Origin of the sequence: Salsipaludibacter albus, from assembly GCF_019798055.1 — a bacterium.
Lineage (GTDB): Bacteria > Actinomycetota > Nitriliruptoria > Nitriliruptorales > Nitriliruptoraceae > Salsipaludibacter > Salsipaludibacter albus.
In genome coordinates, this window is the sequence record NZ_JAHOPH010000044.1 from 1 (window position 1) to 24,924 (window position 24,924).

The window sequence follows — 24,924 nt, forward strand, 5'->3', positions numbered from 1 at the left end:
CAACTACACCGGGCTGCCGATCCCGCTGGACGACCTTCACGCCGGCCGACCCCGGGTGGCGTGGGCGTGGGGGTCATGCCGCCACCCGGGGTCGGCCGGCGTGAAGGTCGTCCAGCGGGATCGGCAGCCCGGTGTAGTTGTCGGCGAAGGTCGCCCGCGCGTTGCGGGACGACGCGAGGTGGTCGAACTCGGCGGCCTGGATGCGGCGGTCGAACGGGCTTCGGTCGGGGAACCGGTGGGTCAGGGTGGTCAGCCACCACGAGAACCGGACGGCCTTCCACACGCGCGACAACGCGACGTCGGAGTAGGCGTCGACCGGGTCGTCGTCGCCCTCGTGGTAGTGCGCTCGCAAGGCCGCCGCGACCAGGACGACGTCCGAGACGGCCAGGTTGAGTCCCTTGGCCCCGGTCGGGGGCACCACGTGGGCGGCGTCCCCGGCCAGCAGCAGCCGGCCGTGGCGCATCGGCTCGGCGACGAAGCTGCGCAGCGGCGTGATCGACTTCTCGATCGAGGGGCCGGTCACCAGCCGCTCCGCGATCTCGTCGGGGAGGCGGTCGGCCAACTCGGTCCAGAACCGGTCGTCGGACCAATCGTCGACCCGGTCGTCGGCCTCGCACTGGACGTAGTAGCGGCTCAACATCGCGTGGCGCATCGAGCACAGGGCGAATCCGCGCTCGTGGCTGGCGTAGACCAACTCGTCGTCGACGGGCGGGGTCTCGGACAGGATTCCCAGCCATCCGAAGGGATAGGAATGCTCGAAGACCCGCTGGTCCGGGACGTGCCCACTGCTGACGCCGTGCGAGCCGTCACACCCGATCACCCAGTCACTGGTGATCTGCTGGCGGGTGCCGTCGTGCAGGAAGGTGACCCGTGGCCGGTCGGTGTCCAGGTCGTGGAGGTCCACCTCGTCGACGCGATCGAGGAAGGTGGTCCCGTCCACCTCCAGGGCGTCGTAGAGGTCGCGCTGCACCTCGGTCTGGCCCCACAGCATCACCCGTCGGTCGACCAGGTCGGCGAAGTCGATGCGCAGCCGGCCGTGGTCGAGGGCCAGTCCGACACCGTCGTGCGGGTCGCCTCCGCCGTCCTCCCGGGGCCGGTCCATCCGGCCGGCCAGGTCCGCGTCGCGCAGCACGCCCACCGTGCCGGCCTCGAGCACGCCGGCGCGGATGCGACCGAGCACGTAGTCCCGGCTGCGTCGCTCCAGCAGCACGCAGTCGATGCCCGCGCCCTGCAGCAGGTGTGCCAACAGCGACCCGGCGGGGCCGGCGCCGATGATCGTGACCCGGGTCCTCATGATGCGGCCCCGACACCCGACGGCTGCCGGCCGGTCCGCCCGGTCATCGCCATGGCCTGGGAGATGCCCTCGGCCGCCCGGAGCAGGGGCGGGACGATCTGCTCGTCCACGTCCTCGCGGCTGGTGCGGGCCGCGTGGGTCGACACGTTCACCGCGGCGACCACGTCGTCGGAGCCGTCGCGGATGGGCGCGGCGACCGAGCGAACGCCCAGCTCGAGTTCCTGGTCGACCAGGGCCCAGCCGCGTTCGCGGACCTCGGCGAGGCTGGCGCGGAGGTCGTCCAGGGTGTCGATCGTCCGGGGCGTCGTGCGGCGCCGATCGCTGTCCGACCACACCCGGGCCACGCGGTCGTCCGGCAGCCAGGCCAGCTGGGCCCGTCCGAGCGAGGTCTGGTAGGCCGAGAAGCGGGTCCCGAGGCCGATCGCGACGGTCATCAGGCGGTTGGCCTGCACGCGTGCGACGTACACGACCTCGGTGTCGTCGAGGACGGCGACCGAGGTGGACTCGCCGGTCGTCGCGGAGAGCTCGTCGAGGAACGGCTGGGCGAGCTGGGCGACCGACAACGAGGACAGGAACGCGAACCCCAGGTCCAGCACGCGGGCGGTCAGCTCGAAGTCGTTGCCGGAACGACGGGCCAGTCCCTCGCCCTCCAGGGTGTGGAGCAGTCGACGGGCGGTCGCCCGGCTGAGTCCGGTGGCCGTCGCGACCTCCGACACGCTCTGGCGGGGTGCCTGCTGGCCGAAGCTGCGGATCACGGCGAGGCCGCGCGCGAAGGACTGCACCGATTCCACCGGGCCCCCTTCTCCGCGTTGTTGACGTCGGTCGGCGAGCATCTATGCTGGTGTTCGCTCAACGAACGGTCGTTCGCTGTGCGAACATAGACGACGGGAGGGTGGGATGGCAAGCGATCGGGTCGGGTCCGGGGACGACGTTCGCCGGGCCCACGACGACCATCCCCCGTTCCGGTACCCGGACTACAAGTCGACCATGGCGCGCTCGCCCGAACGGGACATGGTGACGGTGCTGCGGACCCTGTCGGAGCGCACCGGTCCGGGACCGGCCTGGTCGGCCGTGGAGGACGACGACGCCGACCTGACGACCAACGCCGGCACGGGGGGTCGGGCCATCGGCGCGCGCATCGTCGTCACCGGTCGGGTGCTGGACGCCCACGGCGCCCCCGTCCCGGACACGTTGGTCGAGATCTGGCAGGCCAATGCCGCCGGGCGCTACACCCACTGGCGCGAGACCGAGTACGACGCCCCACTGGACCCCAACTTCCTTGGCGTCGGCCAGTGCCACACCGACGCCGATGGGATCTACGAGTTCCTGACCATCCGACCCGGGCCCTACCCGTGGGGCAACCACCCCAACGCCTGGCGCCCGGCCCACGTCCACCTGTCGCTGCTCGGGCCGGCGCTGGGGAGTCGGCTCGTGACCCAGCTGTACTTCGCCGGGGACCCGATGCTCGAGCTCGACCCGATCTACTGCTCGGCACCGCCGCACTCGCGTCACCGGATGCTGGCCCACTACGACCACGACGTGTCGGTCGAGAACTGGGCCACCGGGTGGCGCTTCGACATCGTGCTCGCGGGGGAGCACGCCACGCCGGGCGAGCGACAGGACGACTGATGGGACGACCACGTCGCACGCGCCAGACCCCGTCGCAGACCGTCGGCCCGTTCTTCGGGATGGCCCTGGGTCGCGAGGGCGACGAGGTGCTGGTCGACGACGACACCCCGGGGGAGCGGATCCGCCTCGAAGGCCGGCTCCTGGACGGCAACGGCGACCCGGTCGAGGACGGCCTGGTCGAGCTGTGGCAGGCCGACGCCTCCGGGCGCTACCGGCATCCCCTGGACGACTGGGACCCGCCGCCGTCGACCGGTGACGCCCGTGGCTTCACCGGGTTCGGGCGCTGCCCGACCGCCTTCGAGACCGGTGCGTGGGCCTTCGACACGATCCGGCCCGGTGCCGTCGCCGACCCGGCGGGGGGCATGCAGGCACCCCATCTCAACCTCGTCGTGCAGGCCCGTGGCATGCTGGACGCGCTGTTCACCCGGGTCTACCTCGACGACGAGCCGGCCAACGAGGCCGATCGCGTGCTGCAGTCCGTCCCGGCCGAACGCCGGGCCACGCTGGTCGCCACGCGCCAGGACGGCGACGACCCGCCGACCTTCGTCCTCGACCTCCACCTGCAGGGCCCCGACGAGACGGTCTTCCTGGACGTGTGACCCGCCAAGGACACTCGACACGACACTCGACGCCCCGACCTGACCCTCCCGCACCACCGAGCCGAGGACCGCATGGCGACCTTCCCCAGCCTGCACGACGCCGTCGCCGATGCCGTGCACGACGGCGACACGGTGGCGCTCGAGGGCTTCACGCACCTGATCCCGTTCGCGGCCGGCCACGAGATCATCCGCCAGGGCCGCCGCGACCTCACGCTCGTGCGGATGACCCCCGACCTGGTCCACGACCAGATGATCGGGATGGGGTGTGCGTCGAAGCTGGTGTTCTCGTGGGGCGGCAACCCCGGCGTGGGGTCCCTGCGACGGTTCCGCGACGCGGTGGAGCACGACTGGCCCGGTCCCGTGGAACTGGTCGAGCACGCCCATGCCGCGATGGCCAGCGCCTGGGAGGCGGGGGCCGCCGGGCTGCCCATGGCGGTCCTGCGGGCCTACACGGGGACGTCGCTGCCCGACGTGAACCCCGACATCGCCACGGTCACGTGCCCGTTCACGGGTGAGGAGCTGGCCGCCGTGCCGGCGCTGCGTCCCGACGTCGGGGTCGTGCATGCCCAGCGCGCCGACCGGGACGGCAACGTGCTGGTCGAGGGGATCATCGGGATCCAGAAGGAGGTCGTGCTGGCGTCGGACCGGTCGATCGTGACGGTCGAGGAGGTCGTCGACGACCTGGCCGCCCCCAGCCCGAACTCGACCGTGATCCCGGGCTGGGCCATCGACGCCGTCGTCGTCGCCCCGGGTGGCGCCGCACCGTCCTACACCCACGGCTACTACGACCGTGACAACGCCTTCTACCAGGCCTGGGACGAGATCTCGTCGGACCGTGACCGGTTCCTCGACTGGATGCAGGCCAACGTGATGGAGGCGGCATGAGCGCGCAGCAGGCCGATGGCGACGACACGTCGGGTGGGGACGGCCTCGACTGGACGACCTCGGAGATGATGACCATCGCCGCGTCGCGTGCGCTGGATCCGGACGACGTCTGCTTCGTCGGGATCGGGGCGCCGTCGGCGGCGTGCAACCTCGCGCGGCTGACCCGGGCCCCCGACCTGACCCTGATCTACGAGTCCGGGACGCTGGGGACCCGCCCCGAGGTGCTGCCGCTGTCGATCGGTGACGGCGAGCTGTCCGAGACGGCGGTGACCACGGTGTCGGTCCCGGAGATGTTCCGGTACTGGCTCCAGGGTGGCCACGTCGACGTCGGGTTCCTGGGCGCGGCCCAGCTGGACCGGTACGGCAACATCAACACCACGGTGATCGGGGACTGGGACGACCCGAAGGTCCGTCTCCCCGGAGCCGGCGGCGCGCCCGAGATCGCGTCGCAGTGCGGCAAGGTGTTCGTGACCCTGGCCCACTCGACCCGATCCATGGTCGAGCAGGTCGACTTCACGACGTCACTGGGCTTCGGACCCACCGGCACCGAGCGCGCGGCGCTGGGGGTCATGACCGCCGGGCCGGCCCTGGTGGTCACCGACCTGGCCATCCTCGAGCCCGACCCCGACGACCACGAGCTGGTCGTGACCGCGCTGCACCCGGGTGTGACCCGCGACCAGGTCGCCGCGGCCACCGGCTGGGCGGTGCGATTCGCCGACGACCTCGCCACCTCGCCCCCGCCGACCGCCGAGGAGCTGCAGGTGCTGCGCGACCTGCACGCCCGCACCGAGGCGGCACACGCCTGACCTTCGGTCAGGTTGGAGTTCCTCGCTGCGCTCGCAACTCCGGCCATCCTCCGGAGACGTCGGGGTGCGGTCACGGGGCGAGGGAGGTGGTGGCCAGTTCCGCGAGCAGGTGGGCGCCGTCCAGCAGCACGCCATCGTCGTAGGCCGCGTCGGGGGAGTGGTTGTCCGGTGCGGTGGTCGGGTCCCGGTCGGGCAGGCAGGCGCCCAGGAAGAGCATCGCACCCGGCACGGCCTGCAGCACCCGGGAGAAATCCTCGCTGCCGGTGACCGGGTCGGCGAGGTCGTGCCAGCGGCCCGGCGCCAGGCGGTCGACCACCGACCGCGCCATCTCGACCGCGTCGCGGTCGTTGGTCGTCACCGGGTAGAGCCGCTGGAAGTCGACCTCGACCTCCAGCCCGTGCGCCGCGGCCACGCCCCGACAGTGCGCGGTCACGGCCTCCTCCATGGTGTCCATCACGGCCGGGTCGAAGCAGCGGACGGTGGCGCCGAAGCGTGCGGTGGGGTGGGATGATGTTGGGGCGGGTCCCGGCGTGCAGCTCCCCGATGGTCAGGACCACCGGGTCGAACGGTGACGTGATCCGGCCGACCAGGGCATGCAGACCGGTGACCATCGCGGCCGTCGCCGGGACCGGGTCACGGGCCAGGTGCGGGGCGGAGCCGTGGCCACCGGTGCCGCTGACGGTCACGAACACGTCGCTGCAGGCGGCCAGCAGTGGTCCCGGGCGACTCGCCACGACGCCGGCCGGCAGCCGCCCGGACAGGACGTGGATCGCCCACGCCGCGTCGGCGCGACGCCCGGACGCGTCGAGCACGCCCTCGGCGATCATCTCCGCCGCCCCGTCGTCGCCCTCCTCGCCGGGCTGGAACATGAAGACGACGTCGCCGGGCAGCTCGTCGCGAGTTGCGGCCAGCAGGTGCGCCGCGCCGACCAGCATGGCGGTGTGGAGGTCGTGACCACAGGCGTGCATCACGCCGGGGACCTCCGAGCGCCACGGCACGTCGACGGCCTCCTCCAGTGGCAGGGCATCCATGTCCCCGCGCAGGAGCACCGTGCGGCGGTCCTCCGCAGGCGTCGACCCACCTCGCAGCACGGCGGTCACGGAGGTGGAGGACCGGCCGGTGCTGACCTCCAGGTCCAGCTCGGCCAACGCGTCCAGGACGGTCGTCTGGGTGCGGGGCAGGTGCAGGCCGAGCTCGGGGTGACGGTGGAGTTCGTGGCGCAAGTCGACCAGCAGGTCCTCCAGCGTGGTGTCGTCGGTCACGACGTTGCTCCTCGCGGTCCTGGTCCGTGCGGACGGACGACCACACTAGGCGCGCCGATCCTCCATATGATTGCAGAAGCAACGACATTGGAGCAGACCGTGGACGCCGAGAGCACCCAGGGCAGCTACGTCGAGGACGACTACGAGCGCGACACCGAGTACATCACCCGTCGGATCCTCGACGACCCCGACGCAGACTGGCCCGTCGAGGCCGGTCGCTACCGGCTCGCCGTGTCGCGGGCATGCCCGTGGGCCAACCGCACGATCATCGTGCGTCGACTGCTCGGGCTGGAGGACGCCCTGTCGATGGCCGTCGCCGGTCCGACCCACGACGCCGACTCGTGGACCTTCGACCTGGACCCGGGCGGCGTGGACCCGGTGCTGGGGATCCCCCGGCTCAAGGACGCCTACGAGGCCGCCTTCCCCGGCTACCCCAAGGGGATCACGGTCCCCGCGATCGTCGACGTCCCGACCGGGCAGGTCGTGACCAACGACTTCCGCCAGATCACCGTCGACATGAGCACCCAGTGGACGGCGCACCACCGCGAGGGCGCCCCGGACCTGTACCCCGAGGACCGTCGCGACGAGATCGAGTCCGTCGCCGAGAAGGTCTACAGGGACGTCAACAACGGGGTCTACAAGTGTGGGTTTGCCGGTCAGCAGTCCTCCTACGAGCGGGCGTACCACGACCTGTTCGACCGGCTCGACTGGCTGTCCGAGCGCCTGTCGTCCCAGCGGTACCTGGTGGGTGACACCATCACCGAGGCCGACGTCCGGCTGTTCACCACGCTGGCCCGCTTCGACCCGGTCTACCACGGCCACTTCAAGTGCAACCGCTCGAAGCTGGCGGAGATGCCGGTCCTGTGGGCCTACGCCCGCGACCTGTTCCAGACCCCCGGCTTCGGCGACACGATCGACTTCGACCACGTCAAGTCGCACTACTACGAGGTGCACCGCGACGTGAACCCGTCCGGCATCGTGCCGGTCGGTCCGAGCCTCCAGAATTGGGCGACGCCGCACCACCGCGAGGAGCTGGGTGGCCGACCGTTCGGCGACGGCACCCCGCCCGGCCCGCCGCGCGACGACGAGGTCGTCCCGGCCGAGCACAACCCCGCGCTGGCCCTGCTCCGTGACGGCGTCGAGTCCATGGTCGCCTGACCTCCCGAGGCTCCATCGGGGCGTTGCCAGCCGACTTGATCGGTCGCGAAGGCCTCGTTGGCGTCGGGGTGGACTGGCAGTGGCGTTGAAGGCCGAATCGTTCGGTCGCGAACGTCCTGCCGGCCCCGGGCCCCGTCCACGTGGGCGCTCCCGGCCGCACATGTCGGTCGCGAACGCCCGTCGGCCTCGAGGGGACCCGGGCAAGAGGCGTTGCCAGCCGACTGGATCGGTCGCGAAGGCCTTCCTCGACGCTGTTCCTGACGAATTTGGTCGTTTCCCTTGCATCCGAGTCACCTTCGTGGCAGAGTAGGAAACGGTTTCGAAAACGTTTACGTCCGACGAACCAAGGATGTCGGTGACACAGCAGGCTGATGCGGGCCGGACCGATCGGGTCACGATCGGGGACGTGGCGGAGCGCGCAGGGGTGTCGGTCGCGACCGTCTCGCGGGTCGTCAACGACCGGTACGGCGTCTCACGAGAGACCACCGAGCGGGTGCGCAAGGTCATCGACGAGCTCGGCTACGCGTCCAGCCTGGTGGCCCAGGGCATGCGAAGCCAGCGGACCGGGGTCATCGGCGTGCTGATGTCCCGGATCGAGCCCTTCGGGACCGAGATCCTCAAGGCGGTCTCCGAATCCCTGCAGGATTCGGGCCACGAACTGATCGTCTTCTGCCCCGCGTCCGAGCACGCCGAGGGGTGGGAGCGCCGGTCGCTCGCCCGCCTGGGCGACTCGCTCGTGGACGGCGCCCTGCTCGTGGCACCCACGGTGGTGGACGTGTCGACCGATCGCCCGCTGGTCGCGGTGGACCCGCACGTCGGGGCGTCCCACCTGTCGACGGTGTCCGCCGAGAACCACGAGGGGGCGCTGGCCGCGACCCGTCACCTCGTCGAGATCGGGCATCGCCGCATCGGCTTCCTCGGAGGACGCCAGGACCTGGAGTCCTCGCGCCAACGCGAGACGGGCTATCGCCGCGCCCTCATGGACGCGGGCATCGACTTCGATCCCACCCTGGTCCAGCACGGTGACTTCACCGAGGCGGGGGCCGTGGCGCCGGCGCGCCAGTTGCTCGCCCTGTCGGACCGTCCCACCGCGATCTTCGCGGCCAACGACCGGTCCGCGCTGAGCCTCGTCCGCACGGCCGACGAACTGGGCCTGCGGGTCCCCGACGACCTGTCCGTCGTCGGTTTCGACAACATTCCCGAGGCCGCCCAGGCCACCCCACCGCTGACCACGGTGGACCAGTCGCTGCATGCCCTCGGCCGAGCCGCCATCACCATGCTGCTCGAGCTCATCGACCGTGACGGACCGGGAGCCGAGGAGCCGGTCCACCACACCCTGCCGACCGAACTGGTGCTCCGACGATCCACGGCGCCACCTGGAAACCCCGACCGAACGGAACAACGATGAAGCACAGGAAAACCCGCACACTGCGCATGATGGTCGTGGCGGCCGTCGTCGCCCTGGCCGTCGCGTCCTGCGGCTCTGACGCGAGCCCCGACGACACCAGCTCCGACGCCGGCTCGGACACCAGCACCGAGGCGGCCACCGACGCTGCGACCTCCGACGCTGCGACGTCCGAAGGGGCCGAGGAGACCGCCGCCGAGTCCGGTGAGCCGGTCGAGATCGACTGGTGGCACATCCAGAACAACGACCCGGGGCTGGCCGACTGGCAGGCGATGGCCGATGCGTTCATGGCCGAGAACCCCAACGTGACCATCAACATCACCCCGATGGAGAACGAGGCGTTCAAGGCCGCGCTGCAGACCAACCTGCAGTCCGGTGACGTCCCGGACCTGTTCCAGTCGTGGGGTGGCGGCAGCCTGCGCCAGCAGGTCGAGGCCGGGCTGGTGCGTGACATCACGGACCTGTCCAGCGGATGGATCGACCAGCTGTCGCCCGCCACGACCGGCATCCACCAGGTCGACGGCGTCCAGTACGGCATCCCCTACAACGCCGGCGTGTTCGGGTTCTGGTACAACCAGGACCTGTGGACCGAGGCAGGACTCGACGCCCCCGCGGACACCTGGGAAGGGTTGCTCGAGCAGGTCCAGACCATCAAGGACGCCGGCATCACGCCGATCGCGGTGGGCGCCGGTGACAAGTGGCCCGCGCACTTCTACTACGGCTACCTGATGATCCGCGCCGGTGGCGAGGAGGCCATGAACGCGCTGGCCGAGACCAGCGACTTCACCGCCGACAACGTCATCACGGCCGGCGAGGAGGTCCTGCGCCTGGTCGAACTCGAACCGTTCCAGGACGGCTTCCTCGGTGCCGGTTGGGACGCCCCCGACGGCGAGTCCGGCACGATGGCCCGCGGTGACGCCGCGATGGACCTGATGGGCCAGTGGGCGCCCGGTGCGTTCAAGACCCAGGCTGGGGTCGAGCCCACCGACGACCTCCCCTTCGAGCTCAAGTGGGCGCCGTTCCCGACGCTGGAGGGTGGCGCCGGTGCGCCCGGCGAGGTCTTCGGCGGCGTCGACGGGTTCGTCGTCGGCAAGGACGCGCCCGACGAGGCGGTCGACTTCCTGGAGTTCCTCACCAACGAGGAGAACCAGGAGACCTGGGCAACCAGCAGTGGCCTCCCGGTCAACCCGGATGCCGTCGACGTCATCGAGGACCCGCAGATGCAGCAGGTGCTCGAGGCGCTGAACGGTGCCGATTTCCTGCAGATCGCGCTCGACCAGTACTTCTCGCCCGAGGTCGGCGCAGCCATCAACGACCAGACGGCGTTGCTCTTCGCCCAGGAGACGACGCCCGAGGAGGCCGGTCAGGCGATCACCCAGGTCGCCGGCGGCTGATCCAGCCGCCTCGTCATCGGGGGCCGTCCTGGTTCGGCCCCCGATGACGACGACCGCTTCGACGGCGGGCAGCACGAGGACGACCTCGTGGTGCCCGCACGTCCGAGGACGCCGACGGGAGCCCGCGTTCGTGGGCTCGCTGATGGGAGCTCGCTGATGGCCTCGACGACGACGCCACGAACCGGCCGGGGATCCGGGCGCCGGTCCGGGAACTCACGACATCCCGGTCGACCGCGCTGGCACACGATCGCGCTGCTGCTGTTGCCCGCGCTGGTGCTCTACGCCGTGTTCGTGCTCTACCCGATCGTGCAGAGCATGCGCTACAGCCTGTTCGACTGGAACGGCTTCGGCCCGCTGGACACCTTCATCGGGTTCGACAACTTCGCCCGGGCACTGGCCAGCGGCGAGTTCCGGGCCGCCGTCGGACACGTCACCTTCCTGATCGTGGCCTCCCTGGTCGTGCAGTTGCCGTTCGCGCTTGGCCTCGCGCTCCTGCTGAACAGCAAGATCAAGGGGCGGGCGCTCCTCCGGACCGTGTTCTTCGCCCCCTACGTGTTGTCGGAGGTCGTCACCGGGGTCGTGTGGCGCCAGATCCTGCGACCCGACGGACTGCTGGACCAGAGCCTGCAGGCCGTGGGGGGTGAGAGCCTGATCCAGGGCTGGCTGTCGGATCCCGACGTCGTCCTGGCCTCGCTGTTCTTCATCATCTCGTGGAAGTACTTCGGGTTGCACATGGTGCTGATGCTGGCCGGCCTGCAGGGCATCCCCAAGGACCTCACCGAGGCTGCCTCGATCGACGGGGCGTCGGCCTGGGAGTCGTTCCGATACGTCACCCTGCCGCTGCTCGGGCCGACCATCCGGGTGTCGGCCTTCCTGTCGGTGATCGGCTCCCTCCAGACCTTCGACATCGTCTGGGTGACGACCAAGGGAGGTCCCATCGGGGCGTCGTCGACGATGGCGACGTTCCTGTACGACCAGTTCCGGCGGAGCCTGTTCGGCTACGCCAGCGCGGTGTCCATCATCATCTTCATCCTGTGCCTGGTGGTCGCACTGTTCTACCAACGGCTGGTCCTGCGACAGGACGTCGAGGGGGTGGGCGCCGGTGCCTGAGTCCTCCACGACCCTCGACCAGCCCACCACCGCGGAGCCGGACGGGTGGCTCACGCCAGCCCGCCGTCGGCGACTCCTGAAGTTCCTGCTCTACGCCGTGGCGATCTTCGTCGGCCTCGTCATCGTGGTCCCCCTGTCGTTCGCCATCCTGGGTGGCTTCCGTTCCAACCAGCAACTCGTCGCCGCCCCGGTGGGGCTGCCCGACCCGTGGATCGTCGACAACTACCTGCGCCTGCTCCAGACCAGCAGCTTCTGGCAGCAGGTCTTCAACAGCACGCTCATCGCGGTGATCACGACCGCGGTGGTCCTGCCACTGTCGTCGTTGGCGGCCTTCGCCATCGCCCGGTTCCGGTTCCGGGGTCGCGAGCCGATCTACGGGCTGTTCACGCTCGGGCTGCTGTTCCCGGTCGCCGTGGCGATCCTGCCCCTGTTCGTCGTCCTGCGGCAGGTCGGGCTGCTGTCGAACCCGCTCGGCGTCGCCCTGCCGCAGGCCGCGTTCGGCCTCCCGGTCGCCATCATCGTCATGCGACCCTTCTTCCGGGCCATCCCCAACGAGTTGCACGACGCCGCCATGATCGACGGCTGTGGTCCGTGGCGGTTCTACTTCTCCGTCGTGCTGCCCCTGTCACGTCCAGTACTGTCCACCATCGCCATCCTGTCCATCGTGGGGAGCTGGAACGCCTTCCTGCTGCCCCTGCTGGTGTTGATCGAGCCGAGCCAGCACACGTTGCCGATCGGGGTGAACAACATCTCCACCCAGTTCGCGACCGACTACGCGACCGTGCTGGCCTACACCACGTTGTCCATGCTGCCTGCCCTGCTCTTCTACGCCGTCGCGGAGCGCCAGATCATCAGTGGACTCACCTCGGGAGCCGTGAAGGAGTGACCCGTGAGCTTCGCTGACTTCGCCGACGCCCCCTTCGCCGATCCCGGTCTCCCGGTCGACGAGCGGGTGGCTGACCTGTTGGCCCGCATGACGATCGACGAGAAGCTGGGCCAACTCGGCAGTGCGTGGGTGTTCCAACTCGCCGACGCCGAGGGGCTGGTGCCGGAGCGTGCCGAGGAGCACCTCCACCACGGCATCGGCCACGTCACGCGCATCAGCGGGGCCAGCAGCCTCACCGCGCGGGAGTCCGCCGACCTGGCCAACGACGTGCAGCGACACCTGCGGGACCGCACCCGGCTGGGCGTGCCCGCCATCGTCCACGAGGAGATCTGCTCGGGTTTCATGGCCCGCGACGCCACGATCTTTCCCCAGGCGATCGGGGTCGCGGCGACCTTCCGCCCCGAGCACAACCACGCCGTCGCCGAGGCGATCCGCCAGCAGATGCGTGGCGTGGGAGCCCACCACGGCCTGTCGCCGGTCCTCGACGTCTGTCGGGACCCGCGCTGGGGACGGCTGGAGGAGACCTACGGCGAGGACCCCTACCTCGTCAGCCGCATGGGCCTGGCCTTCGTCGAGGGACTCCAGGGCGAGGACCTGGCCGAGGGCGTCGTCGCCACTGCCAAGCACTTCGTGGGCTACGGCGCCTCGGAGGGCGGCATGAACTGGGCCCCGCCGCACATCGGCCCCCGGGAACTGCACGACGTCCACCTGCGGCCGTTCGAGCATGCGGTCCGCGAGGGCGGGCTGGCGTCGGTCATGAATGCCTACAATGAGCTCGACGGCGTGCCGTGCGGTGCGAACGAGTGGCTGCTCGACCACCTGCTGCGGGGGGACTGGGGGTTCGACGGCACGGTCGTCGCGGACTACTTCGCCGTCGACCAGTTGCGTGGCTACCACCGGGTGGCCGGCGACCAGGCCGGCGCGGCAGCCACCGCCCTGCGTGCCGGGATCGACGTCGAACTGCCGAACACGGACTGCTACGGCAAGCCCCTGCGGGAGGCGCTGTCGAACGGGTCGGTCGATCTCGACCTGGTCGACCGGTCCGTGGCACGGGTCCTGCGCTCGAAGTTCGCCCTCGGGCTGTTCGACGACCCGTTCGTGGACCCCGACCGCGTCGAGGTCCACACGCGCACGACCGAGCAGCGTGACCTGTCCACCGAGATCGCGCGCGACAGCCTGGTGCTGTTGCGCAACGACGGCGTGCTGCCCCTGGCCTCGCGTGGTTGCGTGGCGGTCATCGGCCCGAACGCCGACGACGCACGCGCGCTGCTCGGGGACTACAGCTACGTGGCCCACGTCGAGTCGCTGGTGGACCTGATGGACAGTGGCGAGAACGTCCTCGCGCTGCCGATCGAGGACGGCGTGGCGGTCGGCGACACCGTCGACCTCGGACACGTGACGTCCGTCCTCGCCGGTCTGCGCGACCAGCTCGAGGGCGTGGAGGTGACCCACGTGCGCGGCTGCGACGTGACCGGTGACGACCGGTCGGGGATCGCCGAAGCCGTGGTCGCCGCCGCCGCGGCCGACGTCGCCGTGCTGGTGATGGGCGAGAAGTCCGGTCTCACCGAGGACTGCACCAGTGGGGAGAGTCGTGACGTGACCTCGCTGGACCTGCCCGGTGTCCAGGAGGAGCTGGTCCTGGCCGTGGCCGAGACCGGGACGCCGGTGGTCCTGGTGATCGTCGGCGGACGGCCCGTGGGGTCGCCGGTCGTCCACGAGACCGCGGCGGCCGTGCTCCACGCGTGGCTGCCGGGGGAGCGTGGGGGCGTGGCCATCGCCGAGGCGCTGGTCGGGCAGCACAGCCCGGGAGGACGCCTCCCGGTCAGCTACCCCCGGACCGCCGGGCAGGTGCCGATCTACTACGGCCACAAGGTCTCCGGCGGGCGGTCCCACTGGAAGGGCGCGTACGTCGACTGTTCGAACGAGCCGCTGTACCCGTTCGGCCACGGGCTGACCTACAGCTCCTTCGAGGTGGAGCCGGCGCCCGTCGACCCCGTGGAGCGGGTGCCCGTGCTGTCGCCCGGCGAGGTCGTCGAGGTCGCCGCGGTCGTCACCAACGTCGGTGACCGCCGAGCCGACGAGGTGGTCCAGCTCTACTCGCGCGACCCCGTCGCGACGATCTCCCGTCCCGTGCTCGAGCTGCAGGGGTTCGCCCGGGTGACGCTGGATCCGGGTGAACGTCGTCGGGTCGGCTTCCACCTCCCGGTCGAGGCGCTCGGCTTCAGCGGTCCCGACCTGGACTACGTGCTGGAGCCGGGGGAGATCGAGCTGCTGCTGGGCACCTCGGCCGTGGACGTGGCGGTCGTGCGGCGGATCACCATCGCCGGCGACGACTTCGTGTCGGCGACCCGCCCCCTGGCCACCGACGTCACCATCGCCCCGGCCTGACGGAGACGCCGCCCGGCCAGCACGAGCTGTTCAGCCATCCGTCCACTCGTCGACCAGCAGCCCGTACACGACCTGGTCGATCCACTCGCCCCGCTTGTGGTGTGCGTGGCGGATGACGCCCTCCTGCGTCATCCCGACCCGCTCGACCAGGCGGCGCCCGCGGACGTTGTGCGTGAACACGTCGGCCTCCATCTTGTGGGCGTCCAGCGACGTGAAGCAGTACGCGAGCAGGCCGGACAGGCCCTCGGTCATGAGACCTCGTCCCCAGTACGGCCGGCCCAGCCAGTACCCGACGTCGGCCCTGCCGGGTGCGTCGCGCGGCCGCGTCCCCATGGCGCCGAGCACCTGGCCGGGCTGACCGGCGATCGACCCGTCGCGGTCACGAATCACCCAGTGGAACCCCCAGTCCTCCCACGTCGCGGTCCGACACTGCTCGACCCACCCCTCGACCTCGGCGAGGTCCTCCGGTCCGTCCCAGATGAGCGTCGCGGTGATCTCCTCGCGCAGGTCGCCCGCCAGGAGCCCGTGCAGTGGTGCCGCGTCCTCGGCGCGGGGGAGGTCGACGTGCAGGCGATCGGTCGTGAACTGGTGGTCGTTGGTGCTGGTCGGGTCCGGTCCCAGGCGTGGCATGGCGATCGACCCCCTGCATCGTCCCGAGTCGTGAGGTGTGGATGCCGCCCGACGATAGGTGATCCGGCCCCGCCCCACACGACCGGACCGAGGTCGTCAGGGTCCCACCGGCAGGCCCCGAGCGGTTGACACCCTCGGGCTCCATCGCTAGTTTGCAAGACATCGCAATCGATTGCAGCCTCCTTGCGGCTCGGTTTGACGGGAGGTCGGAACGGTGGACAGGAGCCCGATCGTGACCGCGGCACAGCCGGAGTTCGCCCAGACGTCCGTCCCGGCACCGGGCATCACCACCGTGGACTGGGAGGAACGGGTCGACCACGATCGCCTCCGCGCCCATCGCCTGTCACGAGCCCGCGCTGCCCTGGAGGACAGCGACCTCGGTGCGCTGCTGGTGTTCGAGTCGTCCAACGTGCGGTACCTGTCCAGCACCCACATCGGGACGTGGGGCTACAACAAGACCGAGCGGTGGGCCCTGCTCACGAGGACCGGTGAGCCGTGGATCTGGGACTTCGGGTCGGCGGCCACGAACCACCGGTTGTACTCGCCGTGGCTGGACCCCGACCAGTCGCGGGGCGGCAACACCGGCCTGCAGGGGGCGATCCACCCGGACAGCGGGCTGCCGACCGCCGCTGCCGGCGAGATCGCCGCCGTCCTGCGCGACGAGGGCGTGGCGGACATGCCGGTCGGCGTGGACGTCACGGAACTGCCGTTCCTGCGGGCGTTGGAGGCCGAGGGGCTCGACGTCCGCGACGGCCAGCAGGTCATGCTGGACGCTCGCGAGATCAAGAACGTCGACGAGATCCTGCTGCTGTCGCAGGCGGCGGCCATGGTGGACGGCGTCTACCACGACATCTACGAGGCACTCAAGCCGGGCATCCGCGAGAGCGACATCGTCGCGATGGCCACCAAGCGGCTCTACGAGATGGGCTCGGACCAGGTCGAGGCGATCAACGCCATCGCCGGCGAGCGGTGCAGTCCGCATCCGCACGTGTTCTCCGACCGGCTGATCCGGCCCGGTGACCAGGCCTACTTCGACATCATCCACGCCTTCAACGGCTACCGGACCTGTTACTACCGCACGTTCGCCGTCGGTCGGGCGACCCAGGCACACCGCGATGCCTACAGCAAGACGCGTGAGCTGATCGATGCGGCGATCGAGATGGTCAAGCCCGGCGTGGGGACCGACCAGATCGCGCGACTGTGGCCCGATGCCACCGAGTTCGGCTTCTCGTCGGAGATGGAGGCCTTCGGACTGCAGTTCGGACACGGGCTGGGCCTGGGGCTGCACGAACGACCGGTGATCTCGAAGCTCAACTCCCTGGAGAACCCCGTCGAGATCCGGGAGGGGATGGTCTTCGCGCTGGAGACGTTCTGGCCCGCATCCGACGGCCGCTCCGCCGCACGCATCGAGGAGGAGGTCGTCGTGACCTCCGACGGCGCGGAACTGCTCACGCTGTTCCCCGCCGAGGACCTCGTGGTCACCAACGCGTACTGAGGAGGACACGATGGTCCAGGCACGGTTTCCCGAGCCAGTCAGCGACGAGCTGCTGGACATCGAGGACAAGACCAGGCTCGAGCTGTACCGCCAGGTCGTGCGCCTGCGTCGCTTCGAGGAACGCGCGTACCGGCTGTTCATGGACGGCCTGGTGAAGGGCACGTCGCACCTGTCGCTGGGGATGGAGGCGATCGCCGCCGGCGTCGCCACCGCCATGCGTGAGGACGACTACACGTTCTGCACGTACCGCGGCCACGCCCACACGCTCGCGCGGGGTGTTCCCATGGATGCCGTGATGGGGGAGCTGCTCGGGCGCCAGAGCGGCGTGTGCGGGGGCAAGGGCGGCTCGATGCACCTGACCAGTGTCGAGCACGGCGTCATGGGCTCCTACGCGATCATCGGCGCGCACCTGGTGATCGCCAACGGCGCGGCGTGGTCGGCCAGTGAGCGGGGCACCGGCCAGGTGACGGTCGCGTTCTTCGGTGACGGCGCGACCAACATCGGCGCGTTCCACGAGGCGCTGAACTTCGCGAAGGTCTGGGAACTGCCGATCGTCTTCGTCTGCGAGAACAACCTGTGGATGGAGTACACGCCGATCGACAGTGTCACGGCCGTCGAGCATCCGGCCGCGGACCGTGCCTCGGCGTACGGGCTCGAGTCGATCATCGTGGACGGCAACGACCCCGACGCGGTCTACGACGTCGCGTCCCGGGCGATCGGGCGTGCCCGGTCGGGCGGGGGGCCCTCGATGATCGAGGCCAAGACCTACCGACACGGCGGTCACTCCCGGGCCGACCCCGGCACCTACCGCCCGGAGGAGGAGGTCGAGGCCTGGAAGGCCCGCGACCCGCTGGGCTACCGCGATCGCCTGCTCGCGCTGGGCATGGACGAGGCCGAGCTCGTCGCGATCGAGGACGAGGCCGACGCCGACATCGACGCGGCCAGCGAGGCGGCCAAGGCGGCCCCGCTGCCGGATCTCGAGGCGGCATACACCAACGTCTGGGCTGATGGAGGCTGGTCATGGCGGAACTGATCACGTACCGCGACGCGGTCAAGCGCGCCATCGCCCAGGAGATGCGGCGTGACGACAGCGTCTACCTGATCGGCGAGGACGTCGGCGACGCCGGGGGGGTGTTCAAGGCGACCAAGGGCCTGCTCGACGAGTTCGGACCGGTGCGCGTCCGCGACACGCCGATCTCGGAAGAGGCGATCCTCGGTGCGGCGATGGGGGCCGCGATGACCGGGTTGCGCCCGATCGCCGAGATCATGTTCTCGGACTTCCTGGCGACGTGCTGGGACCTCGTCGCCGTGGAGATGGCCAAGACCCGCTACATGACGGACGGACAGGTCACGCTGCCCCTGGTGATCCGCACGGCCAACGGCGGGGGCCTGCGCTTCGGTGCGCAACACTCCCAGGCAGTGGAGAACTGGGCGATGGCCGTCCCCGGCCTGAAGGTGGTGGCGCCGTCCAACCCCCACGACCTGATCGGCCTGTTCGCGGCCGCGGTGCGTGACGACGACCCGGTGCTCTTCTTCGAGCAGAAGTCGCTGTACCCGACGAAGGGCCACGTCGAGGAGGGCGAGATCGTCGAGGAGCTGGGCACGGCCAAGATCGTGCGCAGCGGCACCGACGTGACGATCGTCGCGCTCGCCTCGATGGTCCGTCGTGCCGAGCAGGCCGCCGACGAACTGGCCGAACAGGGCATCTCCGCCGAGGTGATCGACCTGCGGTCCCTGGTCCCCCTCGACGCGACCACGATCATCGAGTCGGTCGTCAAGACCAGCCGGCTGGTCACCGTCGAGGAGAACCCGCGTCTGTGTGGATGGGGATCCGAGGTCGTCTCGCTCGTCGCCGAGGAGGCCTTCTGGCACCTCGACGGTCCCCTCACCCGGGTCACGACCCCGCACATCCCGCTGCCGAGTGCGGACGCCCTCGAGGACGAGGTGCTCCCGTCGGTCCAGCGGATCGTCGACGGGTGCGTCAAGGCGGTCTCGTGACGGCACTTCCCCTGGACGTCGGCACCGACAGCTTCATCGGTGGCGCGTGGCGGCCGGCCACCGACGGCGCGACCTTCGAGGTGGTCGACCCGGCCACCACCGACGTCATCGCCACCGTGGCCGACGGGTCGGTGGAGGACGGCCTGGCTGCCGTGGCGGCAGCCGACGCCGCGGCGGCCGCGTGGGCGGCGACCGCGCCGCGGGAACGTGGCGAGGTGCTGCGTCGCACCTTCGCGCTCATGCAGGACCACCGCGACGAGCTCGCCGACCTGATCGTGCTCGAGAACGGCAAGTCGCGGGCCGACGCGCTCGGTGAGGTCGACTATGCCGCCGAGTTCTTCCGCTGGTTCTCCGAGGAGGCCGTGCGCACCCATGGGGGCATCGTGACGGCGCCGGACGGCACCAGGCGCATCCTGTCGCTCCTGCAGCCCGTCGGGGTGTCGCTGCTGGTGACGCCCTGGAACTTCCCGGCCGCGATGGCCACGCGCAAGATCGGCCCTGCCCTGGCCGCGGGTTGCACGGTCGTGCTCAAGCCGGCGGCCGAGACGCCCCTGACGGCCCTGGCGTTGGCCGGCCTGATGACCGAGGCCGGCGCGCCGGCCGGGGTGGTCAACGTGCTGGTGACCACCCGGTCGGCAGAGACCGTCGACGCGATGATCCACGACCCCCGGGTCCGCAAGTTGTCGTTCACCGGCTCGACCCGCGTCGGGCAGCTGCTCCTGCGCGCGGCCGCGGACCAGGTGCTCACGTGCTCCATGGAGCTCGGCGGCAACGGTCCGTTCGTGGTGTTCGCGGACGCCGACCTCGACGAGGCGATCGACGGTGCCATGGTCGCCAAGATGCGCAACGGCGGGGAGTCCTGCATCGCCGCGAACCGGTTCCTGGTGGAGCGCCGCATCGCGGACGAGTTCTCGACCCGGCTCGCCCGGCGCATGGCCGCACTGCGCCTGGGGCCGGGGCAGGATCCGGCGGCCGACGTGGGCCCGCTGATCAACCGCGCCGCGCAGCAGGACGTGGCGCGACTGGTCGACGCGAGTGTCGCCGCAGGGGCCCGTGTCCTGACCGGGGGGCGGCCCGCCGATCGTCCCGGATGGTTCTTCCAGCCCACGGTGCTGGCCGACCTCGACCCCTCGGACGAGCTGCTCGCCACCGAGATCTTCGGCCCGGTGGCCCCGGTGGTCGCCTTCGACGACGAGGCCGAGGCCGTGACCCGTGCCAACGACACGCCCTTCGGGTTGGCCGCCTACGTCTACACGGCGGACCTCGGCCGGGCCCTGCGCGTCGCCGAGGCGCTCGACGTCGGGATGGTCGGGGTGAACCGGGGCCTGATCTCGGATCCCGCGGCCCCGTTCGGCGGGGTCAAGCAGAGCGGGCTGGGGCGTGAGGGGGGCCACGACGGCCTGTTGGAGTTCCTCGAGACGAAGTACGTGGCGGTCGACTGGTGAGGGTGTCGCCGTGCCGGTGGGGCCCGTCGGTCGATCGCCTGTGCCACAATGCCGCCGGGTGGCCGTGAGCCAAGGCCACCGGTCGGTGGGGAAGGAACGACTGATGGTGGGCCAGAAACGCAAGGCGACGCTCAAGGACGTCGCCGCGGCGGCGGGCGTGCACGAATCGACGGTCTCGCGGTCGCTGAATCCCGAGAAACGCAACCTCGTCAACGCCGAGACGCGCGAACTCGTCCAGCGAGTCGCCGACGAGCTGCGCTACCGCCCGGACCGCGTCGCCAGCAGCCTGCGCCGCGGTCGCACGAACGTCATCGGCGTGGTCGTGGCCGACCTGGGCAACTCGTTCATCAGCCCGGTGCTGCGGGGGATCGAGAACGCGCTGAGTGGTCGTTGGGTGATGCCGCTGATGGCAGAGTCTCGGGACTCCCCGGACCGGCTGGCCCGGGTCTGCGAGGCGCTCGTCGACCGGCGAGTGGACGCGATCATCGCCACGGCCGGTCGGACCGGGGACCTGTCGACCCTGCGCGAGGTCGCCGCGCAGGTTCCGCTGGTCCTGGCCGTGCGTGCCCTTCCGCGCCTGGACGTGGCCACCGTGGCCCATGACGACGTGCTCGGTGGGCGACTCGCCGCAGAACACCTCGTCGAACTCGGCCACCAGCGCCTGGCCTCACTGGTCGGACCCGACGACATCTCGTCGTTCCGTCATCGCCGACGCGGCTTCTGGGAGGCGGCGGATGCCGCCGGGCTCGAGGTCCTCGAGATCTCCGACACGACCGTGCTCCCGACGGTCGACGAAGGCCGCCGGCTGATGGAGCTGCTGCTGGACGAACACGCTGACCAGCTGCCCACCGCGGTGTTCGTGCACAACGACGCGATGGCCGTGGGAGCGGTCGACGCGGCCAGGCAGGCCGGGCTCGTCTGCCCGGACGACATCTCGATCATCGGTTACAACGACAGTCCGCTCACGGCCTACCTGGCCCCACCGCTGACGACCGTCCACCTGCCGGCCTACGAGCTGGGTCGACTGGCGGCGGACACGGTCATCGGGATCCTGGACGAGCCCGACGTGACGCCACACACGGTGACGCTGCCGCCGCGCCTGGTCGTGCGCGAGTCCACCGCCCCGCCGTCGAGGTGACGGGCGACGCTCGGCCCCATCGCCCCGCGGGCACCGTGGCCTTCCTGGGCCTGGGCCGCATGGGGGCACCCATGGCCGCCAACGTCGCGGCCGCCGGCCATGACCTCGTCGTGCACAACCGCACGACCAGCGTCGCCGAACAGTTCGCCGCGCGGGTGGGCGCGACCGTCGCCGACAGCCCGCGGGCGGCAGCCGACGGTGCATCCGTGGTGATCACGATGCTTGCCAACGAGGAGGTCGTGCGCGCCGTGTTCGCCGGACCCGACGGGGTGCTGGCTGGCCTCGGTGCCGGTGCCGTGGTCGTCGACATGGGCACCACCGGACCCGCCGGGATCGCCGACCTCGAGTCCATGGTCGTGGCGGCGGGTGGGGTGCTGGTCGACGCACCCGTGTCCGGCAGCACGGGCGCGGCCGAGTCGGCGAGCCTGACGGCCATGGTGGGCGCGTCCGAGGAGGCCTTCGCGGTGGTCGAACCCGTGCTGCGGTCGATGGCGTCCTCGGTCCACCACCTCGGTGCGACCGGCGCCGGGTCGGTGGCCAAGCTCGCGGTCAACAACGTCATCTACGCGCTCGGCAACGCACTGTCCGAGTCGTTGGTGCTGGCCGAGGAAGCCGGGATCGAGCGGGGCCGGATCTACGACGTGTTCGAGGACAGCGCGATCGCTGCCCCGATGGTCGGCTACCGGCGGGACGCCTTCCTGGACCCGGAGGGCACGGCGCCCGCGTTCGCCACGACGCTGGCGCAGAAAGACCTCCGCCTCATCACGGAACTGGCCACCGAGCTGGGCGTGCCGGTCGAGCAGGCGGAGGCGAACCTCGCGTTGATGACCCGGGTCGTCGATGACGGACTGGGAGACCACGACATGGCCGACGTCGCCGTCCACCTGCGGCGGCGAGTCCAGGATCAGGGGAGTTCGTAGCCCGCCTCGTCCAGCGACGCGGCACCGCTGTAGCCCCAGACAGTCACCAGTGGCTCGGTCTCCGAGCCGTTCTCGAGTCCGTGGAACACGCCGGCAGGGACGAACACCACGTCACCGGCCGTCAGCCTGACCTGCTCGTCACCGATGTGCTTGATGGCGTGGCCCTGGACCACGTACTCCCACTCCTCGGCGTTGACGTGGCGGTGGATGTCGTGCCTGGAGCCGGGGCGCAGCATCGTGCGCCCGACCACGGTGGCCGTCGAACCGACCGTCTCGTCGGTCACCAGCCACCGCACCTCCATGTCGACCCACCCCTCGTCGGCGGTGAGTGACCCGTCGGGGTCCACGTCGAGGGCCCGCACGCGGTAGCGGTCCGCGGCGGTCAATGGATCACCATCCCACCGTCGATCTGGATCAGCTGGCCGGTCATGTAGTCGCTGTCGGCGCTGGCGAGGAACGACGCGGTGCCCACGATGTCATCGGGGTAGGAGTAGCGCTTCATCAGGATCATGTTCTCGGCGATGTCGTCCATCGACTCGCCCGCTTCGTCGAACTTGCCCATCTCGACCAGTTCTTTGTCCAGTTGCTCCCACATCTCGGTGCGCACGACCCCGGGTGCATAGCCGTTCACGGTGATCTTGTGCTCCCACAGGCCCTTCGCGCCGCCCTTGATCAGTCCGAGGACGGCGTGCTGGCTCATGCCGTACACGATGACGTCGTCGAAGGTGTCGCGTGACAGGATCGACCCGACGTTGATGATCTTGTACGGGTAGTCCTCGCGTGGACCCTGCTTCGCCATCTGCCGGGCGACCGCCTGCATGACGTTGAGCTTGCCCCACGCGTTGACGCCCATGATGAAGTCGTAGTTGTCCCTGGTGACGTCGAGGAACCACTTCGGCTTGTTGACACCCGCGTTGTTGAGGAGGACGTTGATCTCGCCGAAGGTCTCCACCGTGTGGTCGACCGCAGCCTGCGCGTCCTCCTCGCTGGTCACGTCGAGGCTGACGTGGGTCGCCTCGCCGCCGGCGTCCCGGATCTCCCGGGCCACTTCGGCGACGCCGTCGGTGTTGATGTCACCGAGGCAGACCTTGGCGCCCTGTGCCGCCCAGTCCCTGGCGACCGCCGCGCCCATGCCCTGGGCGGCGCCGGTGATCAGGGCGACCTTGCCGTCGAGTCGTGTGGGATCCATGCGTGTTCCTGCCTTCCTGTGCTGGTCGTCCAGCGTCGTTGGTCTCGGTCGTGACCGGCCATCGTGGCCGTTGGGGCCCGGGCGGCTGAGCCGCCCGGGCCGATGCCGTTCAACCCGGGCTGTTCACCACTCGGGCGCGACCTCGGGGTCGTCCGCGTTGTCCGCGGTCACGGGCACGTTGGGCATGAACTCGACGATCCGCTCCTCGGGGCCCTCCGTGAGCACCTGGTGGCCGATCACCGCGGCGTTCTCGCCGTCCCAGGAGGAGGACTGGAAGATGGTCCCGTCCAGCTCACCGGACACGACCAGCGGGTTGCCCAGCTCGGTGTTGCCGATCGAGGTGATGATCAGGTCCGCAGGATCGATGTCGCGGGCCTTGAGGGCGTCGATGGCACCGGCGACCATCGTGTCGTCGGCGGCGTACACGCCGTCGATGTTCTCCGGGCCGACCGACGTGATCATCTCGGAGGCGGCGATCTGCGACGTGTCCTTGTTCCAGTCGCCCGGCTGGCGGGCGAGGATCTCGACGTTCGGGCACTGCTCGTTGATCGTCTCCTCGAAGCCGGCTTCGCGGTCGATGGCCGTGGTGTTCCCGGTGAGGCCGTTGACCATGATGATCCCGACCTCCTCGCCACCGGCTTGCTCGCAGAACAGTTCGGCCGACGCGGCGCCCTGGCCGTAGGTGTCCGGCCCCGAGTACGCCTCGGTGAGTTCCTGGTCCTCCTGGAGGACGTCGGAGTTCGTCACCGTCACGGGGATCCCGGCCTGGTTCGCGGCGGTGAGGCAGGGCCGCACGGTGTCGGCCACCGCCGGCCACAGGATGATCAGGTCGGGCTGGGCAGCGACGGCCACCTCACACTCACTGGCCTGCTTGTCGGCGTCGTACTGCGAGTTCGTGATCGTCAGGTTCATGCCCAGTTCGGCGGCCGCCTCCTCGAAGGGTGGCAGGTAGGTCGTGCCGTAGGGTTGGTCGTTGCCCTGGGGCAGCAGCGCGTACACCTCGTAGTCGCCCTCACCGGCCGCCGCGGTGCCACCGTCCTCCGAGCCGGCGTCCGTGCTCTCGGCCGTGGTCTCGGCGGCGGTGTCGCCCGAGGTCGGGTCGGCCGCCGTGTCGCCGTCGTCGCCGCCACAGGCCGCGAGCGCCAGCGCTCCGGCCAGGACGAGCCCGGCAAGTCGGATGTGTCGGATCCTCATGTTCGTGTGCTCCATGTGTCGTGGTCTTCGGGTGGTGGGCGTGCCGTTGCCGGCACGTGTCGTTGCTCGGGCCGTCGGGGTGGACGGTGGGGGTGGACC

Annotated in this window: 23 protein-coding genes and 1 pseudogene; 16 read left to right on the forward strand and 8 right to left on the reverse strand. The window is 70.4% G+C overall.

Annotation, left to right across the window (positions count from 1 at the left end; all coding sequences use genetic code 11):
* Positions 1 to 73 precede the first annotated feature (73 nt).
* A complete protein-coding gene (gene pobA / locus KR546_RS17430) occupies positions 74 to 1,294 on the reverse strand; it encodes a 4-hydroxybenzoate 3-monooxygenase (protein ID WP_238445998.1) in 1,221 nt (406 codons plus the stop codon).
* Positions 1,291 to 2,127: an IclR family transcriptional regulator domain-containing protein gene (locus KR546_RS17435; RefSeq protein ID WP_274388309.1), complete on the reverse strand. Its 837-nt coding sequence runs from the start codon at positions 2,125 to 2,127 to the stop codon at positions 1,291 to 1,293. Before KR546_RS17435 ends, pobA begins: the two co-directional genes overlap by 4 nt.
* Before the next feature lie 64 nt (positions 2,128 to 2,191).
* On the opposite strand from KR546_RS17435, the gene pcaH reads away from it, so the two are divergent.
* The 4 genes from pcaH (at position 2,192) to KR546_RS17455 (ending at position 5,213) form a co-directional block, all read left to right on the forward strand.
* The gene (gene pcaH, locus KR546_RS17440) at positions 2,192 to 2,923 is read left to right on the forward strand and encodes a protocatechuate 3,4-dioxygenase subunit beta (protein WP_238446000.1); all 732 of its coding nucleotides are present in this window, start codon (positions 2,192 to 2,194) and stop codon (positions 2,921 to 2,923) included.
* Positions 2,923 to 3,522 carry a protocatechuate 3,4-dioxygenase subunit alpha gene (gene pcaG, locus KR546_RS17445; protein WP_238446001.1) on the forward strand — a complete coding sequence of 200 codons (600 nt, stop codon included), beginning with the start codon at positions 2,923 to 2,925 and terminating at the stop codon, positions 3,520 to 3,522. Before pcaH ends, pcaG begins: the two co-directional genes overlap by 1 nt.
* Positions 3,523 to 3,594: 72 nt before the next feature.
* The gene (locus KR546_RS17450) at positions 3,595 to 4,407 is read left to right on the forward strand and encodes a CoA transferase subunit A (RefSeq protein WP_238446002.1); all 813 of its coding nucleotides are present in this window, start codon (positions 3,595 to 3,597) and stop codon (positions 4,405 to 4,407) included.
* The gene (locus tag KR546_RS17455) at positions 4,404 to 5,213 is read left to right on the forward strand and encodes a CoA-transferase subunit beta (RefSeq protein WP_238446003.1); all 810 of its coding nucleotides are present in this window, start codon (positions 4,404 to 4,406) and stop codon (positions 5,211 to 5,213) included. Before KR546_RS17450 ends, KR546_RS17455 begins: the two co-directional genes overlap by 4 nt.
* Before the next feature lie 70 nt (positions 5,214 to 5,283).
* On the opposite strand, the gene KR546_RS20010 is transcribed toward KR546_RS17455, so the two are convergent.
* Entirely contained in the window at positions 5,284 to 5,646 is a 363-nt protein-coding gene (locus KR546_RS20010; RefSeq protein WP_476661767.1) for a M20/M25/M40 family metallo-hydrolase, read from the reverse strand.
* Between the two features lie 124 nt (positions 5,647 to 5,770).
* Positions 5,771 to 6,475, reverse strand: a pseudogene (locus KR546_RS20015) (M20 metallopeptidase family protein); the annotation flags it as partial.
* A gap of 99 nt (positions 6,476 to 6,574) precedes the next feature.
* Here KR546_RS20015 and KR546_RS17465 point away from each other — a divergent pair.
* The 6 genes from KR546_RS17465 (at position 6,575) to KR546_RS17490 (ending at position 14,816) form a co-directional block, all read left to right on the forward strand.
* Positions 6,575 to 7,633 (forward strand): glutathione S-transferase family protein, encoded by a 1,059-nt coding sequence (locus KR546_RS17465; protein WP_338019190.1) that lies wholly within the window; start codon positions 6,575 to 6,577, stop codon positions 7,631 to 7,633.
* A 349-nt stretch (positions 7,634 to 7,982) separates the two neighbouring features.
* Positions 7,983 to 9,041: a LacI family DNA-binding transcriptional regulator gene (locus tag KR546_RS17470; RefSeq protein WP_274388310.1), complete on the forward strand. Its 1,059-nt coding sequence runs from the start codon at positions 7,983 to 7,985 to the stop codon at positions 9,039 to 9,041.
* A complete protein-coding gene (locus KR546_RS17475; RefSeq protein WP_238446006.1) occupies positions 9,038 to 10,432 on the forward strand; it encodes an extracellular solute-binding protein in 1,395 nt (464 codons plus the stop codon). Before KR546_RS17470 ends, KR546_RS17475 begins: the two co-directional genes overlap by 4 nt.
* A gap of 156 nt (positions 10,433 to 10,588) precedes the next feature.
* Complete coding sequence (locus KR546_RS17480; RefSeq protein WP_238446007.1) at positions 10,589 to 11,542, forward strand: carbohydrate ABC transporter permease; 954 nt, start codon at positions 10,589 to 10,591, stop codon at positions 11,540 to 11,542.
* Complete coding sequence (locus tag KR546_RS19835) at positions 11,535 to 12,428, forward strand: carbohydrate ABC transporter permease (RefSeq protein WP_238446008.1); 894 nt, start codon at positions 11,535 to 11,537, stop codon at positions 12,426 to 12,428. Before KR546_RS17480 ends, KR546_RS19835 begins: the two co-directional genes overlap by 8 nt.
* Before the next feature lie 3 nt (positions 12,429 to 12,431).
* Positions 12,432 to 14,816 (forward strand): glycoside hydrolase family 3 N-terminal domain-containing protein, encoded by a 2,385-nt coding sequence (locus KR546_RS17490; protein ID WP_238446009.1) that lies wholly within the window; start codon positions 12,432 to 12,434, stop codon positions 14,814 to 14,816.
* Between the two features lie 30 nt (positions 14,817 to 14,846).
* Here KR546_RS17490 and KR546_RS17495 read toward each other — a convergent pair whose 3' ends face one another.
* Entirely contained in the window at positions 14,847 to 15,446 is a 600-nt protein-coding gene (locus KR546_RS17495; protein ID WP_238446010.1) for a GNAT family N-acetyltransferase, read from the reverse strand.
* Between the two features lie 232 nt (positions 15,447 to 15,678).
* Here KR546_RS17495 and KR546_RS19840 point away from each other — a divergent pair, with 232 nt between their 5' ends.
* The 6 genes from KR546_RS19840 to KR546_RS17525 all read left to right on the forward strand — a co-directional run bounded on the left by KR546_RS19840 (position 15,679) and on the right by KR546_RS17525 (position 22,442).
* On the forward strand, positions 15,679 to 16,941 hold the full coding sequence (locus tag KR546_RS19840) for a M24 family metallopeptidase (RefSeq protein ID WP_238446011.1): 1,263 nt from the start codon (positions 15,679 to 15,681) through the stop codon (positions 16,939 to 16,941).
* A 10-nt stretch (positions 16,942 to 16,951) separates the two neighbouring features.
* Positions 16,952 to 17,974, forward strand: a complete 1,023-nt coding sequence (locus KR546_RS17505) for a thiamine pyrophosphate-dependent dehydrogenase E1 component subunit alpha (protein WP_238446012.1) — start codon at positions 16,952 to 16,954, stop codon at positions 17,972 to 17,974.
* Entirely contained in the window at positions 17,962 to 18,939 is a 978-nt protein-coding gene (locus tag KR546_RS17510; RefSeq protein ID WP_238446013.1) for an alpha-ketoacid dehydrogenase subunit beta, read from the forward strand. Before KR546_RS17505 ends, KR546_RS17510 begins: the two co-directional genes overlap by 13 nt.
* Positions 18,936 to 20,384, forward strand: a complete 1,449-nt coding sequence (locus tag KR546_RS17515; protein ID WP_238446014.1) for an NAD-dependent succinate-semialdehyde dehydrogenase — start codon at positions 18,936 to 18,938, stop codon at positions 20,382 to 20,384. Before KR546_RS17510 ends, KR546_RS17515 begins: the two co-directional genes overlap by 4 nt.
* A gap of 103 nt (positions 20,385 to 20,487) precedes the next feature.
* A complete protein-coding gene (locus KR546_RS17520) occupies positions 20,488 to 21,522 on the forward strand; it encodes a LacI family DNA-binding transcriptional regulator (RefSeq protein WP_238446015.1) in 1,035 nt (344 codons plus the stop codon).
* 35 nt (positions 21,523 to 21,557) lie between these two features.
* Positions 21,558 to 22,442, forward strand: coding sequence for an NAD(P)-dependent oxidoreductase (locus KR546_RS17525; protein ID WP_338019191.1), 885 nt, complete (start codon positions 21,558 to 21,560; stop codon positions 22,440 to 22,442).
* Here the strand turns inward: KR546_RS17525 and KR546_RS17530 are convergent.
* From KR546_RS17530 to KR546_RS17540, 3 genes are all read right to left on the reverse strand, one after another.
* Positions 22,427 to 22,828, reverse strand: coding sequence for a cupin domain-containing protein (locus KR546_RS17530; protein WP_238446017.1), 402 nt, complete (start codon positions 22,826 to 22,828; stop codon positions 22,427 to 22,429). The two genes, KR546_RS17525 and KR546_RS17530, sit on opposite strands and share 16 nt — an antisense overlap.
* Positions 22,825 to 23,631 (reverse strand): SDR family NAD(P)-dependent oxidoreductase, encoded by an 807-nt coding sequence (locus KR546_RS17535; RefSeq protein WP_238446018.1) that lies wholly within the window; start codon positions 23,629 to 23,631, stop codon positions 22,825 to 22,827. The genes KR546_RS17530 and KR546_RS17535 overlap by 4 nt, the downstream gene beginning before the upstream one ends.
* Before the next feature lie 123 nt (positions 23,632 to 23,754).
* Entirely contained in the window at positions 23,755 to 24,825 is a 1,071-nt protein-coding gene (locus KR546_RS17540; RefSeq protein WP_238446019.1) for a sugar ABC transporter substrate-binding protein, read from the reverse strand.
* Between the last annotated feature and the right edge of the window lie 99 nt (positions 24,826 to 24,924).

Excerpts from the sequence above, each read along its gene's own strand:
- KR546_RS17455 (WP_238446003.1), top strand. The coding sequence starts at position 4,404 with ATGAGCGCGCAGCAGGCCGATGGCGACGACACGTCGGGTGGGGACGGC.
- KR546_RS17505 (WP_238446012.1), top strand. The coding sequence starts at position 16,952 with ATGGTCCAGGCACGGTTTCCCGAGCCAGTCAGCGACGAGCTGCTGGAC.
- pobA (WP_238445998.1), bottom strand. The coding sequence starts at position 1,294 with ATGAGGACCCGGGTCACGATCATCGGCGCCGGCCCCGCCGGGTCGCTG.
- pcaH (WP_238446000.1), top strand. The coding sequence starts at position 2,192 with ATGGCAAGCGATCGGGTCGGGTCCGGGGACGACGTTCGCCGGGCCCAC.
- KR546_RS17520 (WP_238446015.1), top strand. The coding sequence starts at position 20,488 with ATGGTGGGCCAGAAACGCAAGGCGACGCTCAAGGACGTCGCCGCGGCG.
- KR546_RS17540 (WP_238446019.1), bottom strand. The coding sequence starts at position 24,825 with ATGAGGATCCGACACATCCGACTTGCCGGGCTCGTCCTGGCCGGAGCG.
- KR546_RS17435 (WP_274388309.1), bottom strand. The coding sequence starts at position 2,127 with ATGCTCGCCGACCGACGTCAACAACGCGGAGAAGGGGGCCCGGTGGAA.
- KR546_RS17475 (WP_238446006.1), top strand. The coding sequence starts at position 9,038 with ATGAAGCACAGGAAAACCCGCACACTGCGCATGATGGTCGTGGCGGCC.
- KR546_RS17495 (WP_238446010.1), bottom strand. The coding sequence starts at position 15,446 with ATGCCACGCCTGGGACCGGACCCGACCAGCACCAACGACCACCAGTTC.
- KR546_RS17535 (WP_238446018.1), bottom strand. The coding sequence starts at position 23,631 with ATGGATCCCACACGACTCGACGGCAAGGTCGCCCTGATCACCGGCGCC.
- KR546_RS17510 (WP_238446013.1), top strand. The coding sequence starts at position 17,962 with ATGGCGGAACTGATCACGTACCGCGACGCGGTCAAGCGCGCCATCGCC.
- KR546_RS17480 (WP_238446007.1), top strand. The coding sequence starts at position 10,589 with ATGGCCTCGACGACGACGCCACGAACCGGCCGGGGATCCGGGCGCCGG.
- KR546_RS17450 (WP_238446002.1), top strand. The coding sequence starts at position 3,595 with ATGGCGACCTTCCCCAGCCTGCACGACGCCGTCGCCGATGCCGTGCAC.
- KR546_RS17470 (WP_274388310.1), top strand. The coding sequence starts at position 7,983 with ATGTCGGTGACACAGCAGGCTGATGCGGGCCGGACCGATCGGGTCACG.
- pcaG (WP_238446001.1), top strand. The coding sequence starts at position 2,923 with ATGGGACGACCACGTCGCACGCGCCAGACCCCGTCGCAGACCGTCGGC.